The 16,746-nt window shown below is 75.6% G+C and carries 14 protein-coding genes and 1 tRNA gene; 2 read left to right on the top strand and 13 right to left on the bottom strand.

Features of this window, described 5'->3' with window-relative positions; all coding sequences use genetic code 11:
• Positions 1-66: 66 nt before the first annotated feature.
• From C892_RS0115385 to C892_RS0115350, 8 genes are all read right to left on the bottom strand, one after another.
• Positions 67-729 (bottom strand): bifunctional DNA primase/polymerase, encoded by a 663-nt coding sequence (locus C892_RS0115385; RefSeq protein ID WP_017557943.1) that lies wholly within the window; start codon positions 727-729, stop codon positions 67-69.
• Between the two features lie 81 nt (positions 730-810).
• Positions 811-1,794: a porphobilinogen synthase gene (gene hemB, locus C892_RS0115380; protein ID WP_017557942.1), complete on the bottom strand. Its 984-nt coding sequence runs from the start codon at positions 1,792-1,794 to the stop codon at positions 811-813.
• A gap of 55 nt (positions 1,795-1,849) precedes the next feature.
• The gene (locus C892_RS0115375) at positions 1,850-3,529 is read right to left on the bottom strand and encodes a bifunctional uroporphyrinogen-III C-methyltransferase/uroporphyrinogen-III synthase (RefSeq protein WP_017538180.1); all 1,680 of its coding nucleotides are present in this window, start codon (positions 3,527-3,529) and stop codon (positions 1,850-1,852) included.
• A gap of 22 nt (positions 3,530-3,551) precedes the next feature.
• Positions 3,552-4,550 carry a hydroxymethylbilane synthase gene (hemC, locus tag C892_RS0115370; RefSeq protein WP_017557941.1) on the bottom strand — a complete coding sequence of 333 codons (999 nt, stop codon included), beginning with the start codon at positions 4,548-4,550 and terminating at the stop codon, positions 3,552-3,554.
• Positions 4,547-6,019, bottom strand: coding sequence for a glutamyl-tRNA reductase (locus C892_RS0115365; RefSeq protein WP_051060550.1), 1,473 nt, complete (start codon positions 6,017-6,019; stop codon positions 4,547-4,549). Before C892_RS0115365 ends, hemC begins: the two co-directional genes overlap by 4 nt.
• Before the next feature lie 37 nt (positions 6,020-6,056).
• On the bottom strand, positions 6,057-6,758 hold the full coding sequence (locus C892_RS0115360; RefSeq protein ID WP_017538183.1) for a redox-sensing transcriptional repressor Rex: 702 nt from the start codon (positions 6,756-6,758) through the stop codon (positions 6,057-6,059).
• Between the two features lie 181 nt (positions 6,759-6,939).
• Positions 6,940-7,203, bottom strand: a complete 264-nt coding sequence (locus tag C892_RS0115355; RefSeq protein WP_017538184.1) for a glutaredoxin family protein — start codon at positions 7,201-7,203, stop codon at positions 6,940-6,942.
• A gap of 82 nt (positions 7,204-7,285) precedes the next feature.
• Entirely contained in the window at positions 7,286-7,546 is a 261-nt protein-coding gene (locus tag C892_RS0115350; RefSeq protein ID WP_017557938.1) for a MoaD/ThiS family protein, read from the bottom strand.
• 106 nt (positions 7,547-7,652) lie between these two features.
• Between C892_RS0115350 and C892_RS29020 the strand changes: the two genes are divergently transcribed.
• Together C892_RS29020 and C892_RS31840 are read left to right on the top strand one after the other, a co-directional pair.
• On the top strand, positions 7,653-8,396 hold the full coding sequence (locus C892_RS29020; RefSeq protein ID WP_017557937.1) for a winged helix-turn-helix transcriptional regulator: 744 nt from the start codon (positions 7,653-7,655) through the stop codon (positions 8,394-8,396).
• Positions 8,397-8,570: 174 nt separating this feature from the next.
• Positions 8,571-9,857 (top strand): hypothetical protein, encoded by a 1,287-nt coding sequence (locus C892_RS31840; RefSeq protein ID WP_051060549.1) that lies wholly within the window; start codon positions 8,571-8,573, stop codon positions 9,855-9,857.
• Between the two features lie 12 nt (positions 9,858-9,869).
• On the opposite strand, the gene C892_RS0115330 is transcribed toward C892_RS31840, so the two are convergent.
• The 5 genes from C892_RS0115330 to tmk form a co-directional block, all read right to left on the bottom strand.
• Positions 9,870-10,235, bottom strand: coding sequence for a hypothetical protein (locus tag C892_RS0115330; protein ID WP_017557936.1), 366 nt, complete (start codon positions 10,233-10,235; stop codon positions 9,870-9,872).
• Between the two features lie 78 nt (positions 10,236-10,313).
• Positions 10,314-10,386 (bottom strand) — tRNA-Thr (locus tag C892_RS0115325).
• A gap of 87 nt (positions 10,387-10,473) precedes the next feature.
• Positions 10,474-12,027: an alpha/beta hydrolase gene (locus C892_RS0115320; RefSeq protein ID WP_017557935.1), complete on the bottom strand. Its 1,554-nt coding sequence runs from the start codon at positions 12,025-12,027 to the stop codon at positions 10,474-10,476.
• A 104-nt stretch (positions 12,028-12,131) separates the two neighbouring features.
• The gene (locus tag C892_RS0115315) at positions 12,132-13,292 is read right to left on the bottom strand and encodes a DNA polymerase III subunit delta' (RefSeq protein ID WP_017557934.1); all 1,161 of its coding nucleotides are present in this window, start codon (positions 13,290-13,292) and stop codon (positions 12,132-12,134) included.
• A 924-nt stretch (positions 13,293-14,216) separates the two neighbouring features.
• Positions 14,217-16,556 carry a dTMP kinase gene (tmk, locus tag C892_RS0115310; RefSeq protein WP_017557933.1) on the bottom strand — a complete coding sequence of 780 codons (2,340 nt, stop codon included), beginning with the start codon at positions 16,554-16,556 and terminating at the stop codon, positions 14,217-14,219.
• Positions 16,557-16,746: the final 190 nt, after the last annotated feature.

Here is a 16,746-nt window from a genome sequence, read left to right as displayed (position 1 = left end):
CGCGGGCGGCGCCCCGACGGCGGGCGCCCGGTCCGGGGCCTTAGGGGGTGTTCCTTGGATCAGGCCCTAGACGAACTCCTCGCAGGCGTCCGCCAGGACGTCCAGGACGGCGATCGGGTCGGGCAGGCCGGACCCCTCCTGCGGGCTGCGGATCCAGGCGGTGCGGCCGCCCCCCGGCATGAGGGAGGGCGCCGCCGGCACATAGCTGTTGCGGCAGTGCCAGCGCAGGCCGGGCGTGTCCTCCAGGGTCTCGGGCACGCAGTCCAGATGGCACGACCACCACTCGTCCTCGTCCGAGGGCGAGCGGGTGGCCACGAAGAACAGGTACCGGCGGGCGTCTACCGCCGCGACCGGCCCGGGGGCCGCCCCGGCGCGGTCCATCCGGGCCATGGCCATGACCCCCGCCTGCGCCGGGACGTCGAACACGTCGAAGACCCGCCCGGTCGGCAGGATGACGTTGGACTCGGGCTGGGCCGTCCACCAGCGGTCCACGACGGCCGCGTCGGTGGTGGCCTCCACCGCCCAGGCGGCCGAGACGGGGTGGGCCGCCGGGTCGGGGCAGCCCAGGCGGTCGCAGCCGCAGGCGCGCCCGCCCATCGTCGACGGCGCCGCCCCGCGGCACACCGGCCACCCCATCGCCGCGTAGGCCAGGGCCGCCTCCCGCATCCCGCCGTCCGGTCCGCCGCGCCGGCCGTGCCTGCGCCGCCGCCGGTTGAGTACGTCCGCCATCGCTCGGCCTCCCCGCTCGTCGTCTCCTGCCGGAGCGGGGTGCTCGCCTGGTCCCCGTCCCGGTCCCGTCCCGGCCCCGGGTCACCTCAGCATTCGCGCGGCCTCCGTCGCCCAGTAGGTGAGGATCTGCGCGGCCCCCGCCCTGCGGAGGCCGGTCAGCGTCTCCAGCACCGCGCGGTCGCGGTCCAGCCACCCCTTCTCGGCCGCGGCCTCCACCATGGCGTACTCGCCGGAGACCTGGTAGGCCGAGACGGGCACCGGACACTCCCGGGCCACCTTCGCGATGATGTCCAGGTAGGCCAGGCCCGGTTTGACCATCACCATGTCGGCGCCCTCGGCCACGTCCAGCGCCACCTCGCGCAGGGCCTCGTCGGCGTTGGCCGGGTCCTGCTGGTAGCCGGAGCGGTCGCCGAACCGCGGCGCCCCCTCGGCCGCGTCGCGGAAGGGGCCGTAGAACGCCGAGGAGTACTTGGCCGCGTAGGCCAGGATCGGCACCTGGGTGTAGCCGGCGCCGTCCAGGGCCGCGCGGATCGCCGCCACCTGGCCGTCCATCATCCCGCTGGGGGCCACCACCTGCACCCCGGCCGCGGCCTGGGCGACCGCGATGGAGGCGTAGCGCTCCAGGGTGGCGTCGTTGTCCACCTCGCCGGTGGGGGTGAGCAGCCCGCAGTGCCCGTGCGCGGTGTACTCGTCCAGGCACAGGTCGGCCATCACCACCAGGGCGTCGCCCACGTCGGAGTCCAGGTCGCGCAGGGTGCGCTGGACCACGCCGCCGGGGTCGTCGGCGGCCGAGCCGCGCTCGTCCTTGTACTGCGGGATGCCGAACACCATCAGCCCGCCCACGCCGGCCTCGGCGGCCTCCTGGGCGGCCTTGCGCACGCTGTCCCGGGTGTGCTGGACCACCCCGGGCATCGACACGACCGGGTTGGGCTCGTCGATGCCCTCCTTGACGAACACCGGAAAGATGAGCTCCTCCGGGCGCGGCCGGGTCTGGGCCACCAGCCGGCGCAGCGCCGGGGTGCGGCGCAGCCGGCGCGGTCGGGCGGCGGGAAAGCGGGCGTTCATCGGCGTGGTCCCCCTCGGCGGGCGGTGCTGCGGCGGTGCGGACCGATCACACGGATCACAGGGTCTTGCGGCGGCGGCCGCGCCGCTTCTGGCTCGGTTTGAGCGCCGGCTTGCCGGCCTCCCGCGCCTCGGTCCGCTGCCTGGAACCGTACTCCGAAAGCGCGGCCGCCAGGGCCGAAACCGACGTGGTCGGCGCCACAACGTCCACGCGCAGGCCGTACTCCTCGGCGGTCTTGGCGGTCTCCGGGCCGATCACCGCGATCACCGTGGTGTTGTGCGGCTTGCCGGCGATGCCCACCAGGTTGCGCACCGTGGAGGAGGAGGTGAACAGCACCGCGTCGAACGCGCCGCCCTTGATCGCCTCGCGCACCGGGGCGGGCGGCGGGGCGGCCCGCACGGTGCGGTAGGCGGTCACGTCGTCCACCTCCCAGCCCAGGTCGGCCAGGCCGGCCGAGAGGGTCTCGGTGGCGATGTCGGCACGCGGCAGCAGCACCCGCTCGATCGGGTCCAGCTCGGCGTCGTAGGGCGGCCAGACCTCCACCAGGCCGGCGCCGGACTGGCGGTCCGGCGGCGGGGCCAGGTCGGGCTGGATGCCGAACTCGCGCAGCCGGGCGGCGGTCTGCTCGCCCACGGCGGCCACCTTGACCCCGGCGAACGCCCGCGCGTCCAGCCCGTACTCCTCGAACTTCTCGCGCACCGCGCGCACCGCGTTGACCGAGGTGAAGGCGACCCACTGGTAGCGGCCGGTGACCAGGCCGCGCACGGCCCGCTCCATCTGCTGCGGGGTGCGCGGGGGCTCCACCGAGATGGTGGGCACCTCCTCGGGCACCGCGCCGTAGCCGCGCAGCTGCTCCGACAGGCTCGCCGCCTGCTCCTTGGTGCGCGGCACCAGCACCCGCCAGCCGAACAGCGGGCGGGTCTCGTACCAGGACAGCTCGGGCTGGCGGGCCACGCCGGGCCCCATCATGAACAGCGCCGGAGCGGTGGCGTGGTGGCCCTTGGCGTCGAACGACTTCAGGTCGGCGACCAGGCGGGACAGGGTGGAGACCACGGTGGTCTGCTCGGTGGTGCCGCCCATCCGGGTGACCGCCACCGGGGTGGAGCCGGGGTGGCCGCCGGCGACCAGGGTCTTGCACAGCCGGTCGAACCCGGGGCCGGCGGAGCGGTCGGACTCGGGGGCGTCGGGGAACATCACGGCCAGCGACACGTCGGAGCGCCCGGCCAGCTCGGAGGCGACGCGCTCCCAGTCCACCGAGGCGTCCTTGCCGTTGACCACCCGCACCTCGCCGGTGCCGCGCGGCATCATCGGGACCCCGGCGAAGGCGGGGACCGCGGTGACCGAGGAGAGCCCGGGCACCAGCTCGAACTCCACCCCGGCCGCCCGGCAGGCCTCGGCCAGCCCGTCGGCGCGGCAGCCGAACACCGGGTCGCCGCTGTAGAGCCGCACCACCCGGGCGCCCTGCCCGGCCCGGCGCACGGCCTCCTCGTCGGCGTCGCCGCCGCACTCCTCGGCGGGGACGAACTCCACGTCCTCGCGGCAGTGGGCGAGCAGCGCCTCGCGGTGCTTGGCCAGCTCCGGCCCCGGCTCGCGCAGCCCGAACACCACGTCGGCCTCGGCGAGCACCTGGGCCCCGCGCAGCGTGAGCAGCCCCGCGTCCCCGGGGCCCGCGCCCACGGCGGCCACCGGCCCGGGGGCGGCGGCGCTCGCGTCGGTCTGCGGCTCAGGCGGATTCATCGTGCGCACGCTCCTCGTGGTCTCATGCTCCGGCGCCCGGTCCGGTGTCGCCGCCCCCGATCTGCCCCGGGTCGGCGACGATCCGGTCGGCCCCGTCGGCGATCATCGAGCGGGCCAGCTCGCGCCCCAGGTCGGCGGCGGCCTTGACCGACGCGGGGTCCACGTCCAGCTCGGCGGTGCGCTCGGCGCGCACCTGCTGGACGCCGTCGGTGGAGGCGACCGCGGCCCGCAGGCGCAGCAGCCCCCGCTCGAACCGGGCGTAGGCGCCCACCGGTGCGGCGCAGCCCGCCTCCAGTTCGGCCAGCACGGTCCGCTCGGCGGTGACCGCCAGCCGGGTGGCGGTGTGGTCGACGGCCGACAGGTAGGCCAGGTCGGCCGCGGCCCGGTCGGCCCGGCACTCCACGGCCAGGGCCCCCTGTCCCGGGGCGGGCAGCACCCGCTCGGCGTCGAGGACGTCGGTGACCGCGTCGGTGCGGCCGACCCGCACCAGCCCGGCGTAGGCCAGCACCACCGCGTCCACCTCGCCGGAGCCCACCTTGCCCAGGCGGGTCTCGGCGTTGCCGCGGATCGGCACGTAGTCCAGGTCGGGGCGGTGCGCGGCGAGCTGGGCGACGCGCCGCGGCGAGCCGGTGCCCACCCGGGCCCCGGCCGGAAGGTCGTCCAGGGCCAGCCCGTCGCGGGCGCACAGCGCGTCGCGCGGGTCGTCCCGCTCGGTGACCGCGGCCAGCACCAGCCCCTCGGCGGGGGCGGTGGGCAGGTCCTTCAGGGAGTGCACGGCGAAGTCCACGCCGCCCTCCAGCAGGGCGTCGCGCAGCGCGCTGACGAACACCCCGGTGCCGCCCAGCTGGGTCAGGTGGGCGCGGGTGACGTCGCCGAAGCTGGTGATCAGCTCCAGCTCCACCGGCACCCCGGTGCGCTCGGTGACGGCGTCGGCCACCAGCCGGGACTGGGTGGTGGCCATGGTGCTGCGCCGGGTGCCCAGCCGGGCGGTGCCCGGCCGCGGGGCGTCCTGGGTGCTCACGCGTCCTCCCCTGAGACGGGCTCGGGCCGGCGCACGGCGTCCGGGGCGTCCGGGTCGAGCCCGAACAGCTCGCGCAGCGCGTCCCCGTAGGCGTCGCCGCCCGGACGGGCGGCCAGCTCCTTGACCCGCACCGTCGGCTGGTGCATCAGTTTGTCCACCACCCGGCGCATGGCCCGGGTGATCTCATCGCGCTCGCGCTCGCCCAGGTCGGGCAGGCGCCCCTGGAGCCGGGCCAGCTCGCCCTCGAGGACGTCGTTGGCCTTGGCGCGCAGCGCCACCACGGTCGGGGCCACCAGGTCGGCGCGGCGCACCGCCTCGTACTCGGCGGCCTCCTCCTCGACGATCCGCCGCACCAGGGGCACGGCGCCGGTGCCGGCCTCGGCGCCGGGCGCGCCCTCGGCGGCCGCGCGGCGCAGGTCCTCGATGTCCACCAGCTCGGCGCCGGACAGGTCGCGGACGCGCTCGTCGACGTCGCGGGGCAGCGCCAGGTCCAGGAAGACCACCGGCCGGGTGCGGTGCGGGGCCGCCTCCAGGGCGGCGCGCACGTCCTCGGCGGTGAGCACCAGGCCCTGGGCGCCGGTGCAGGAGACGACCAGGTCGGCCTCGGCGACCGCGGAGGCGGCCCGGTCGAAGGGCACGGCGCGGCCGGCCATCGGCTCGTAGGCCTCGGTCAGGCACTCGGCCAGCCGCTCGGCGCGCTCGGCGGTGCGGTTGGCGACCGTCACCGAGGTGGCGCCCTGGCGGGCGACGGTGTTGGCGGCCAGGGCGCTCATCGATCCGGCGCCCAGCACCAGCACCCGCACGCCGGTCAGCGCCTGGGGCTCGGGCAGGGCGGCGTCGGCCTCGTCGGCGGCCGGGCCGCCGACGCCGGCCGGGCAGGCGGCGGGGGCGGCAGTAGCGGCAGTGGCGGCGGAGACGGGCCCCGCCGAGCCGGGGCGCAGCCGCTCCAGGGCCACCTCCAGGCCCAGCGTGACCATGTCGGCGCCGGCCTGGTCGAGGTGGGTCTCGGTGTGCGCGCGCTTGCCGACCCGCAGGGCGCGCTGGCCCAGGTCATTGAGGACGCGGCCCAGGGTGCCGCCGTGCTGGGCGTCCTTGAGCGCGTTGCGCACCTGGCCGAGGATCTGGCCTTCGCCGACGACCATCGAGTCCAGGCCGCAGACCACGGAGAACAGGTGCTGGACGGCGCGTTCCTCGTAGTGCACGTAGGCGTGCTCGGTGAGCTCGGCCAGGGAAACGCCGGTGCGCTCGGACAGCAGGGAGGTGATGGCGTTCAGGGCCGGGTGGAAGCGGTCCACCTCGGCGTAGACCTCGGTGCGGTTGCAGGTGGAGACCATCAGCACCTCGGCCACCGCCGGGGAGGCCGCCATCTCCGACATGAGTTTGAGGCGCTCTTCACCGCTCAGCGCGGCGCGCTCCAGCAGCGCCACGGGCGAGCTCCGGTGACTCAGCCCAACGGCGAGGACACTCATCTGCACTCCAATGCGGCGATCGCGGTGGCGGTCGCTCTCACGTCTTCTCCGTCGCGTCGATCCACCCCGCCTCGGGGGGCGCCTGCCCGTCGGCCTTCCGCTGCTCGTGGAAGGCCAGGATCTGCAGTTCGATGGACAGATCGACCTTACGCACATCGACGGCCGGAGGCACACTGAGGACGACCGGCGCGAAGTTCAGCACACTGGTGACCCCGGCCTTCACGAAGCGGTCGCACACCCCCTGCGCCGACACGGCCGGCGTGGCGATCACTCCGATGGAGACGTCCTCGGAACCGACAACGTCCTCCAGTGTGTCAATATGCCGTACCACCAGCCCGGCGACCTCGTCGCCCACGACCCGCCCGTCGGCGTCGAACAGGGCGGCGATGCGGAAGCCGCGGGTGCCGAAGCCCCCGTAGTTGGCCAGTGCGCGGCCGAGGTTGCCCACCCCGGCGATGGCCACCGTCCAGTCCTGGGTGAGACCAAGCTCACGGGAGATCTGGTAGACGAGGTAGTCGACGTCGTAGCCGACGCCGCGGGTGCCGTAGGAGCCCAGGTGGGACAGGTCCTTGCGGAGTTTGGCCGAGTTGACCCCCGCGATCGCGGCCAGGTCCTCCGAGGAGACGGTGAGGGTGCCCCGCTCGGCCATGCCCTGGAGGGCGCGCAGGTAGACCGGGAGCCGGGCGACCGTCGCCTCGGGGATGCCCCTGTCCTTGGGGCGGGGTGATCGGGGGGTCACGGGCGTGCGCTCCTGATCGGCGGTGGTCGGGTGGTCGGTCCGTGCCGTCATGTCCCGGACGGCCCCCCGCCGGCGCGCGCGACGCGCCGCGGGGACCCCTGCGGCGGCGGATTCTCGGCCCTCAGATTACGCCCTTGTGAAAGTACGCACAAAGTAGGGGCCGGTTGCGCCCCCGCCCCTGCTAGGCGCCGGTGAGCGCGGCGCGCAGGCGCTTCTCCGAGACCCGCCAGAAATCGTGCGGCGCCCCGTCGACGAAGGTGACCGGGATCCGCTCCCAGTACTCCTCGCGCTCCTCGGGCGGGCAGTCCTCCAGGTCGCGCACCTCGTACCCGGTGCCCAGGTCCTCGGCGACCCGGCGGATCACCTCCAGCGCCTCCGCGCACAGGTGACAGCCGGACCTGCCGAGCATGCTGATGCGCACGTCCCCGTCGGCGGCGGGCCCCATCGCCTCGCACCCCTTCCCCGAGTCCCCGCGGCCGCCGTCCCCGGCCGGCCCCGATCCGTCATTGCGGTCCGCCCGTATCCGATCATCCGCCCGCGAACGGCGGAAGGACCTCCACCACACCGCCCTGTGTGAGGAAGACCTCGGCGTGCGGGCGCGCGCCCACCGGCCGCTCGTCCACGAGGAAGGACGAGCGCTCCAGGACCCGCGCCAGCCGGTCGTCCCCGGAGCGCCTGGCACGCGCCTCCTCCAGCGCCCCGGCCAGGGTCGTCGCCGTGTACGGCTCCTCGGCCGTCCCCGCGGCCTCTTTCGCCGCGGCCCAGTACCTGATGGTTCCGCTCACCATGGATTGATTATCCTTGTGCTTCTCGGAGGCAACGAATCGAATTCTCCACCGGGGGCAACGGCGCCTTCGATCTACCGCTTCACGGCGGGGTGACGGGAAGAGACGCATGAGCCACCTGCTGCTACTGACGAACTCCAACGAACCGTCCGACCACGTGCTGCCCGCCCTCGGCCTTCTCCTCCACTCGGTGCGCGTGGCCCCGGCCGAGCCCGGCGCGCTGCTGGCCCAGGGGGCCGAGCGCACGGGGGGCGCCGTGGACGCCGTCCTCGTGGACGCGCGCAGCGACCTGGCCTCCGCCCGCAACTTCTGCCGGCTCCTCGATACCACGGGACTGGACTGCCCGCTGATCGCCGTGCTCACCGAGGGCGGCGCCGCGGCGCTCACCCCGGACTGGCAGGTCGACGACTTCCTGCTGACCTCGGCCGGGCCCGCCGAGGTCGAGGCGCGGCTGCGGCTGGCCGTGGGCCAGGCCGACGCCGGCGCCGACGACCCGGACGAGATCCGCCGCGGCGACCTGGTCATCGACGAGGCCACCTACATCGCCCGGCTGCGCGGGCGCATCCTCGACCTGACCTTCAAGGAGTTCGAGCTGCTGAAGTTCCTGGCCCAGCACCCGGGCCGGGTCTTCACCCGGGCCCAGCTGCTGCAGGAGGTCTGGGGCTACGACTACTTCGGCGGCACCCGCACCATCGACGTGCACGTGCGCCGGCTGCGCGCCAAGCTCGGCGCCGAGCACGAGTCGCTGATCGGCACCGTGCGCAACGTGGGCTACCGGTTCGTCCCGGATTCGCCCAAGTCCGCCGACGCCGCCGCGGCGCCGGCCCCCGAACCCGCGCCCGCCGACCACTGACCCGGGTCCCGTGCGGATCTGCGCGGTCCCGCGCAGTCCCGTGCGGCCGGGGAGGCCCGGGAGGCCCCGTGCAGGTCCGCGGGGCCTCCCGGGTGCGCATGGGCCTCGTGCCGGACGCCGCGAGGGCCTAGGATGCATGCGCAGACCGCCGCAGCACCCCGAGGAGGCGACCGTATGCGCGCCGCCGCTGGCGTCCCGCTGACCACCGCGTTCATCGGGTCCACCCTGGTCGCGATCGCGCCGCCCGCGGCCGCCGCGGCCCCGCTCACGGTCGAGCTCACCCCGGGGGGGCAGGTCGTGGAGCAGGGCGGGACCGTCGAGCTGACGCTCACGGCCACGTCCGGGGCGCCCAAGGTGTGCGTGTACACGCCCACGGCCGACGCGGGCTTCACGGTGGGCGACACCGACTCCGAGACCGCCCCCGTGCGCACGACGGTCACCGGCACGCCCGACGAGAGCGTGATGGTCACCGCCACGGTCCCCTACGCCTCGGTGGACGAGGAGCAGGCGTGCTCGGAGGTCCCCGCCGAGGACCGCAGGACCGCGCAGTCGCTGCCGGTCAAGGTGGAGGTGCTCGACCCCGAGCCGAGCCCGAGCCCGACGCCCACGCCGACCCCCACGCCCACCGATCCGCCGACCGATCCGCCCACATCGCCCCCGCCGTCGCCGTCACCGACCCCCACTCCGACCCCCACTCCGACCGATCCGCCGACCGATCCGCCCACATCGCCCCCGCCGTCGCCGTCACCGACCCCCACTCCGACCCCCACTCCGACCGATCCGCCGACCGATCCGCCCACATCGCCCCCGCCGTCGCCGTCACCGACCCCCACTCCGACCCCCACTCCGACCGATCCGCCGACCGATCCGCCCACATCGCCCCCGCCGTCGCCGTCACCGACCCCGACGCCGTCCCCCTCCGGCCCGCCGACGGCTTCGCTGTCCCCCACGGACACCGAGGACGACGAGCAGGACGGCTCCGACGGCGGCGAGGGACCCGGCGGCGGGCCGTCCGGCGGCGACGACTCGGAGAAGGACCGGCAGAAGGACGAGGAGAAGGAGAAGGAGACCCGGGACGACGCTGACACCGGCGGCTCCGGAGGCAGCGGCGGCTCCGGCGGGTCCTCCCCGTCGCGGCCCGAGGCCCCCGACGTCCCCGACGCGCCGGACGCCCGCCCGGAGCGCCCGTCGCTTCCCACCTCCGCGCCCAGCCTTCCCTCCCTGGACCCCGACGGCGGGGACGACGACCTGGCCGAGCTGCCCTCGGTCGGCCCCGGCGAGGACGGGGAGGACGGTCCGGCCACCGACCAGGCCGCCGTCGAGCAGGACATGGCCTCCTCGGTCTCCCCGGCCGTGCTCATGCTGGTGCTGATGCTCCTGCTGCTGTTCGCCGCGCCGCTGGCGCCCAACCGCCGCGTGCGGATGGGCATGGGCTACCGGGGCCGGCGCCGCAAGGGCTGACCCGGGCGGGGCTCACCCCAGGCGCCCGCGCCGCACGTCCTCGACCGCGTCCCGGGCGGTGCGCTGGTCCATGCCGGTCTCGTCCCGCATGACCCGCACCGCCTCCACGCCCCGCCCCAGGGCGAGCAGCTCGCGCACCCGCGCCAGCGTCGCCCCCGGGACCGCGGGGCGCTCCTCCGCGCGCCGCCCCTCCGCGCCCTCCAGGACCGTGTACCCGCCCTCCCCCGCGGCGCCGCCGGCGACGTGCGCGCCGTCCGCGACGGCGGGCGGCCCGTCACGGCGCTCCCCCTCGCGCAGCAGCCGGTCCAGCACCAGTCCCCCGCCCCCGAGGACCGCGAGCGCCCCCAGGAGTGCCAGCACCATCAGCAGCAGGCTCATAGGGGGTCTCTACCCACATGGGCCCCATCATGGGCACAAGAAAGGCCCGGCCCCCTACGGGGGACCGGGCCTCACCGGAGCCGCCTGTCGGAATCGAACCGACGACCTATTCATTACGAGTGAATCGCTCTGCCGACTGAGCTAAGGCGGCGTCGGCCCCGCTCTGCGCGGAGCCGTCCCCAGTGTAACGCCTCCGCGGACCGCCCGTGCCCTCCGGTGGGCGGCGCCGTGCCGGGGCTCAGGCACCACAGGTCAGCCCCTCCTCGGGGACCCGGTCCTCCAGCAGGTAGGCGTCCACCGCCCCGTCCACGCACGCGTCGCCGGTTCCGTAGGCGGTGTGGCCGTCCCCGTCGTAGGTCAGCAGCACGCCCGAGTCCAGGTCCTCGGCCAGCTCCTCGGCCCAGGCGAAGGGGGTGGCCGAGTCCCGCGTGGTGCCCACCACCAGGATCGGGTCGGCGCCCTCGGCGTCGGGCTCCCACTCCTCGGAGACGGCCTCCTGCGGCCAGTACGCGCAGGTCAGCACCGCCCAGGCGGAGGAGGCACCGAACAGCGGCGACTCCTGGGCCGCCTCGCGGGCGGCGTCGCGGTAGGCGCCGATGTCGCGCGGCGCCGGGGCGTCCGAGCAGTTCACCGCCACCAGTGCGGAGACCGAGTTGGTGTAGGTCCGCGGCTCGTCCCGGCCGTAGAGGCGGTCGCCCAGGCGCAGCAGCGCGGTGCCGTCGCCGTCCTCGATCGCGTCGCCGAGGGCGTCGCGCACCTCGCCCCAGGAGCCTTCGCTGTAGAGCGCGCCGCTGATGCCCAGCTCCACCCGGGTGCGCCCCACCTCGCGGCCGTCGCCGGTGGTGTTCTCCAGCGGCTCCCGCCCGGCCCGGTCCAGCAGGCCGGCGATGCGCTCCACGCCGGCGTCCACCCCGTCCTCGGCGGTGCCCACCGGGCACTCCTCGCGCGCCTGGCAGTCCTCCACGAACGCGCGCAGCGCCGTCTCGAAGCCGCCGGCCTGCTGCACGCCGGTCTCCAGCGCGTCCAGGTCCGCGGCCAGGACGCCGTCCAGGACCATGGCCCCCGCCCGATCGGGGAACAGGTCGGCGTAGCGGGCCCCGATCAGGGTCCCGTAGGACTTGCCCAGGTAGGTGAGCCGGTCGTCGCCCAGGACCGCGCGCAGCACGTCCATGTCGCGGGCGACGTTCTCGGTGCCCAGGTGCATCATCAGCTCCCCGGCCCGCTCCCTGCACCCCTCCACGAAGCCCCGGGCCGACTCCTCCAGCTCCTCCAGCCCCTCCGCGGTGACCTCCAGCGGGTCGCCGTCGCCGTCCTCGCTCTCCAGGTCCGCCCCGAGGTAGGCGTCCATCCCGGCGGGGTCCAGGCAGGACACCGGCTCGCTGCGGGCCACCCCGCGCGGGTCGAAGCCGACCACGTCGAAGCGCTCGCGCACCCCCTCGCCGACGACGCTGGGCGCGGCCGCCGCGTAGTCGTAGCCGGACCCGCCCGGCCCGCCGGGGTTGACCAGCAGCGAGCCCCCGGAACGCCCGGAGGCCGGCAGCCGCTTGACCGCGATCTCCAGGCGGCGCCCGTCGGGGTCGCCGTAGTCCATGGGGACCTCGAACACCCCGCACTCGAACCGCGATCCGCCGTCGGTGCAGGGCGCCCAGTCGATGCCCTGGGAGTAGAACGGCTCCAGTCCCGGGGACGGGGCCTGGTCCCCGTTCCCGGATCCGGGGTCCCCTCCGGTGCAGCCGGCGGCGGTGACGACGAGGGCCGCGGCCGCGGCGGCCGCCGGACGGAGCCTCTTCACGGGGGTCTTCCTTCGCATCGGGGGGCGGCGGGGTCGGCTCCGAGCCTGCCACAGCCCCTCGGCGGCGGCCACGCCGACGGCGGGAGCGGGCCTCCAGAGCGCCCTCAGCCCTCGAACAGGGACGCCGTCATCGCCTCCAGGGCGATCTGCGGGTGCACGTTGGCGTCGATGCGGCGGCGGCACTCCATCACCGCGTCGATGCGGCGCAGCGTCGACTCCGGGGAGGAGCCGCGGGCCACCCGCTCCAGGTCCCCGCGGACCGACCCGGTGGACAGCTCCACCGGGGCGCCCATCTGCAGCGCCAGCACGTCCCGGTAGAACAGCACCAGCTCGGTCAGGGCGGTGTCGTAGGTGTCCCGCTTGATCCTGGTGGCACGGCGCTTCTGGCGCTCCTCCAGGTCCTTGAGCGCGCCCGCGGCGCCGCGCACCGCCTTGGCCACGCCCTTGCCGGTGCCGCCCTCCCCGAACGCCGCCTTGATCTCGGAGCGCTCGGTCTCGTCCAGCGCCCCGGTCACCGCCTTGGCCTCGGCCTCGGCCAGCTCGTACAGGCGGGCGGCGGCCCAGACGCAGGCACCGGTGCCGTCCAGGCGGGCGGGCAGCGCGAGCACCTCGGCGCGGCGCTCGCGCGCCTCGGCGTCGGCGGCCAGCAGCCGGGCGCGGTCCAGGCGCCCGGCGGCGGCCCGGGCCGCCTCGGCCGCCGCGGACTCCTCCATCCCGTCCTGCTCGACCAGCGCGCGCACCACCGCCGCGGTGGAGGGGGTGCGCAGCCGCACCAGGCGGCACCGGGAGCGGATGGTGACGAGCATGTCCTCGGCGGTGGGGGTGCACAGCAGCCACACCGTGCGCGGCGAGGGCTCCTCCACCGCCTTGAGCAGGGCGTTGGAGGCGGCCTCGGTGGCGCGGTCGGCGTCCTCGAACAGCACCACCCGGTACCGGCCGGAGGCAGGGCGCGCCGCGGCCTGCAGCACCAGCTCGCGGGTGCGCTCCACGCCGAAGCTGAGCCCGCTGGGCCGCACGTAGAGCACGTCGGCGTGGGTGCCGGTGAGGACCTGGTGGCAGGAGGGGCAGTGCCCGCACCCGCCGTCGGGGCACTGCAGGGCGGCGGCGAAGGCGCGCGCGGCCTCGCTCCGCCCGGACCCGGGCGGGCCGGTGAACAGCCAGGAGTGGGTCATCGAGGTACCGCCGCGGCCCGCGGCGGCCTCGGCGGCCCCGCGCAGCGCGGCCACCGCCTCGTCCTGGCCCACCAGGTCGTCGAAGACGCTCATCGGCACCAAGGATAGGCCCGCGCGGCGACAGGGGACGCCGGACGGGGAAACCCGGTGCAGGTACGCAGGGGGCGCAGGAGGCACAGCGACAACGGGGTAGCAGGTCCCCCCTCACCAGCCCTGGCCGAGCGACCACCCCCTTCGGTACAGGCGATGAGCGGCAACGATGGAGAGGCGGGCGGATCGCGTTGTTGATCTCGGGGAAGTCGGCCCTATACCGGCCGGTATAGGGCCGACTTCCCCGAGATCAACAACGAAGGAGGCAAAACGCGCCCGGTATGCGCCGGATGCGAAGTCTTCTCTCTCCCTCCCGGGGAGAACGGCCCTGAAGGCACGGTTCCAGGGCCGCTTCTCTCCGGGACCGGCACGGGAGCGGGCGCAAGCCGCACCACGGCGCCGGACACGGCCCGACACCCCGGCGACCCCGCCGCCCGGCGAGCAGGCCGGAGCGGGGCACCAGCTGTTCCGTCGTTACCGCCGACCACTTTTACCTCTGGGGCGCCGCTGCCCGGCAGGCGGACCCGGGGAAGTGCCCGCCCCTGTCGCGTGGTCGGCCTCCGCCGGGTCCTCGACCGACCTGTCGTTGCAGTACCAACCCCAGCGGCCTGACCCCTCAGAGACCCGACGACCAGGGCTTTTCCGGACATCTTTTCACCGAATCCCGTTCTGGACTGGCCGAGACCGCACCCGGGGCGCTCGACGGGGCGTCGATGAGCGCGCTCCGGCTCCGCCCCCATGACGGTGTGTGTTGCCCCAGGTCTGACGGGAGACTCTGATCGGAGAGGCGCCGGGTGCGGACCGGTCGGCGACCGCGGACACGCGCGGGCGAGGAGAGGCCCCGCCCGAACGCGACGGAGGCGGACGGCCTCCCCGGCCGCCCGCCTCCGTCGCGGTTTCGCTCAGATCCTGTAGCGCTCCGGTCCTCTACCGGTCGTCGCCGTTCTGGTCGCCGACGACCGGCATCATGCCGGTGATCGCCTCGGCGTCGGAGGGGACCGGGTCGGGCAGCAGCGGGCGCAGCCGCCGCTGGATCTCCCGGGTGACCTGCTCCTGCCCCCCGCGCGCGTCCACCACCAGGTAGCGGTCGGGCTCGCGCTCGGCCAGCCCGCGGAAGCCGCTGCGCACCCGGTCGTGGAACGCGCGGGACTCGGACTCGATGCGGTCGGTGCCGCCGCCCAGCCGGGACAGCCCGTCCTCGGCCGGCAGGTCGAGCAGCACCGTGAGCGCCGGCACCAGGCCCCCGGTGGCCCACGCGTTCACCCGGGCGATCTCCTCGACCGGCAGCTCCCGGCCGGCCCCCTGGTAGGCCAGGGTGGAGTCGACGTAGCGGTCGCTGATCACGATGGCGCCGCGGCGCAGCGCGGGCAGGATCACCTGGTGCACGTGGTCGGCCCGGTCCGAGGCGTACAGCAGCGCCTCGGCCCGCGGCGACATGCCGGTCTGCTCCTTGTCCAGCAGCAGCGCCCGCAGCCGCATGCCCAGCTTGGTCGAGCCCGGCTCGCGGGTGGCGACCACCTCGAAGCCCTCCTCGCGCAGCCACACCGCCAGCTGCTGGGCCTGGGTGGACTTCCCGGCGCCCTCGCCGCCCTCCAGGACCACGAAGGTGCCCGGCAGCGCCTCGTCCTCCTCGGCGCCGGCTGCGGCGGGCACCGGAACCCCGCGCAGCGCCGCCAGCAGCTCGGTGGTGAGCGGGACCTCGCCCGGCTCGCCGTTCATCCGCCGGTAGGAGACCACCGCCACGACGACCGCCAGCACCGCCGCCAGCATCAGCACCGCGCCGGCGCCCAGGAAGTCGTAGGTCAGGCCGCGCACGGCCAGGGTGTGGTCGCCGATCGCCGCGGCCAGCAGCGGGGCGAGGGCCATCGCGCCCAGCAGCACCAGGCGCCCGGCGGCGTGCAGGAAGGCGAAGGTGCGGCCGCGGACGGACTCCTCCACCTCCTGGCCCATCAGGGCCAGTCCGATCCCCCAGGCCAGTCCGGCGCCGGCGCCCACCACCAGGGTGAGCACCGCGGCCAGCACCATGTCGGGGATCAGGCCGCTGAAGAAGAGCGCCACCCCGGCCGCGCCCAGCACCAGGCCGAACAGCCGGTGGCGGCTGAAGCCGCGCAGCGTGCGCGGGCCACCCAGCATGCCCAGGGCCATGCCGGCGAACAGGGCGCCGAACAGGACGCCGAAGCCGGCGTTGCCGGCCTCCAGCCGGTCCACGAAGACCCGGCCCACGCCGACCACGGCGCCCCCGGCGGCGAGCGCGCCGAGCATGCCCAGGATGAGCCCGCGCACCGGCGGGGTGGTCCCGGCGAAGCGCCACCCCTCCCAGATGGTGCGCAGCGGGTTGCGCCCGCCGTCCCCGGACTCGCCCGAGGAGGCGCGCTCGGCGCGGCGCTCGGCCGCGGCGGCGCGCCTCCGCTCCTTGGCCGCGGCCCGCTCGGCGGCCTTGCGCTGCGCCTCGTCCGGGACGGCCGGGACCTCCAGGGTGGCGGCGTCGCCGATGGGCGCGGTCAGCTCGTTGGGGTCGTCCTGCCGGGCCGGGACCGGGACCTCCTCGGTCCGCTCGTCGTCGGCGGACGGCGCGTGGGCCGGCTCCGGGCCCGTCCCGGCGGCCGGGGCGGGCCGGGCGGGCAGCGGCAGCGTCCAGACGACCGCGGCCGCGACGACGAAGGCGAGGCCGTTGATGTACAGCGCGATGTCGGCCCCGGGCGCGGCCATGGCCGGGAAGAGCTTCCCCAGCACCGTGCTGAACGCGGCCAGAAGCGCGAACAGCCCCGCCGCCACCGGCGCGGTGCCGTAGGCGGTCAGCAGGGCGATCCGGTCGGCCTGCTCCAGGCGCTTGCGCGGCACCAGGCCGGGCACCGAGGCGTCCTTGGCGGACGTCCAGAGGATCGCCGCGCACTCGGCCAGGAGGCCGGCCGCCAGCAGCCAGTCGAGCCGCCCCACGACGGGGACGGACAGGTACAGCAGTCCGCGCAGCACGTCGGCGGCGACCATGGTCAGCCGCCGGTCGAAGCGGTCGGCCACCCTCCCGGCGAACGGGCTGAGCAGCAGCCAGGGGGCGATCTTGAGCACCACCACGCCGCTGACCGCGAAGTACTGGACCACCGGTGAGGCGTCCATGGTCAGGATCGTCGCCAGCGACATCAGCGCCAGCAGGCTGAGCCATTCGCCCAGACCGGACAGCGACAGCGAGATCCACAGCCGCCGGAAGGGCGTGATCGCCAGAACGCTGCGCGCCTCGCCGGGCGCGCCAAGAGGTGCAGATCTGCTCATAGTCGTGAAGGGTAGCGGCGCGTCCGGAAGGGATCGGGCGCGCGGCCGGGCCGGGGACGGGGACGGACACGGGCGCCGCCGCGGCCTGCCGGGCTCCCTTCGACGGGCGGCGCGGTGCTGCGCGCTACCGCGCGCGGTCCGCTCCGTGGGCCCCGGTCGGGGCTCCTCGCACCGGGCGGACCCGTGCGCG

Origin of the sequence: Nocardiopsis baichengensis YIM 90130 (assembly GCF_000341205.1) — a bacterium.
GTDB classification, from domain to species: domain Bacteria; phylum Actinomycetota; class Actinomycetes; order Streptosporangiales; family Streptosporangiaceae; genus Nocardiopsis_A; species Nocardiopsis_A halophila.
This window is presented reverse-complemented; position numbering and strand designations above follow the sequence as displayed.

Bases quoted from the DNA above. Each gene is read 5' to 3' on its own strand.
- C892_RS0115385 (WP_017557943.1), bottom strand. From the start codon at position 729: ATGGCGGACGTACTCAACCGGCGGCGGCGCAGGCACGGCCGGCGCGGC.
- hemB (WP_017557942.1), bottom strand. From the start codon at position 1,794: ATGAACGCCCGCTTTCCCGCCGCCCGACCGCGCCGGCTGCGCCGCACC.
- C892_RS0115375 (WP_017538180.1), bottom strand. From the start codon at position 3,529: ATGAATCCGCCTGAGCCGCAGACCGACGCGAGCGCCGCCGCCCCCGGG.
- C892_RS0115365 (WP_051060550.1), bottom strand. From the start codon at position 6,019: ATGAGTGTCCTCGCCGTTGGGCTGAGTCACCGGAGCTCGCCCGTGGCG.
- C892_RS0115355 (WP_017538184.1), bottom strand. From the start codon at position 7,203: ATGGGGCCCGCCGCCGACGGGGACGTGCGCATCAGCATGCTCGGCAGG.
- C892_RS0115350 (WP_017557938.1), bottom strand. From the start codon at position 7,546: ATGGTGAGCGGAACCATCAGGTACTGGGCCGCGGCGAAAGAGGCCGCG.
- C892_RS29020 (WP_017557937.1), top strand. From the start codon at position 7,653: ATGAGCCACCTGCTGCTACTGACGAACTCCAACGAACCGTCCGACCAC.
- C892_RS31840 (WP_051060549.1), top strand. From the start codon at position 8,571: ATGCGCGCCGCCGCTGGCGTCCCGCTGACCACCGCGTTCATCGGGTCC.
- C892_RS0115330 (WP_017557936.1), bottom strand. From the start codon at position 10,235: ATGAGCCTGCTGCTGATGGTGCTGGCACTCCTGGGGGCGCTCGCGGTC.
- C892_RS0115315 (WP_017557934.1), bottom strand. From the start codon at position 13,292: ATGAGCGTCTTCGACGACCTGGTGGGCCAGGACGAGGCGGTGGCCGCG.
- tmk (WP_017557933.1), bottom strand. From the start codon at position 16,556: ATGAGCAGATCTGCACCTCTTGGCGCGCCCGGCGAGGCGCGCAGCGTT.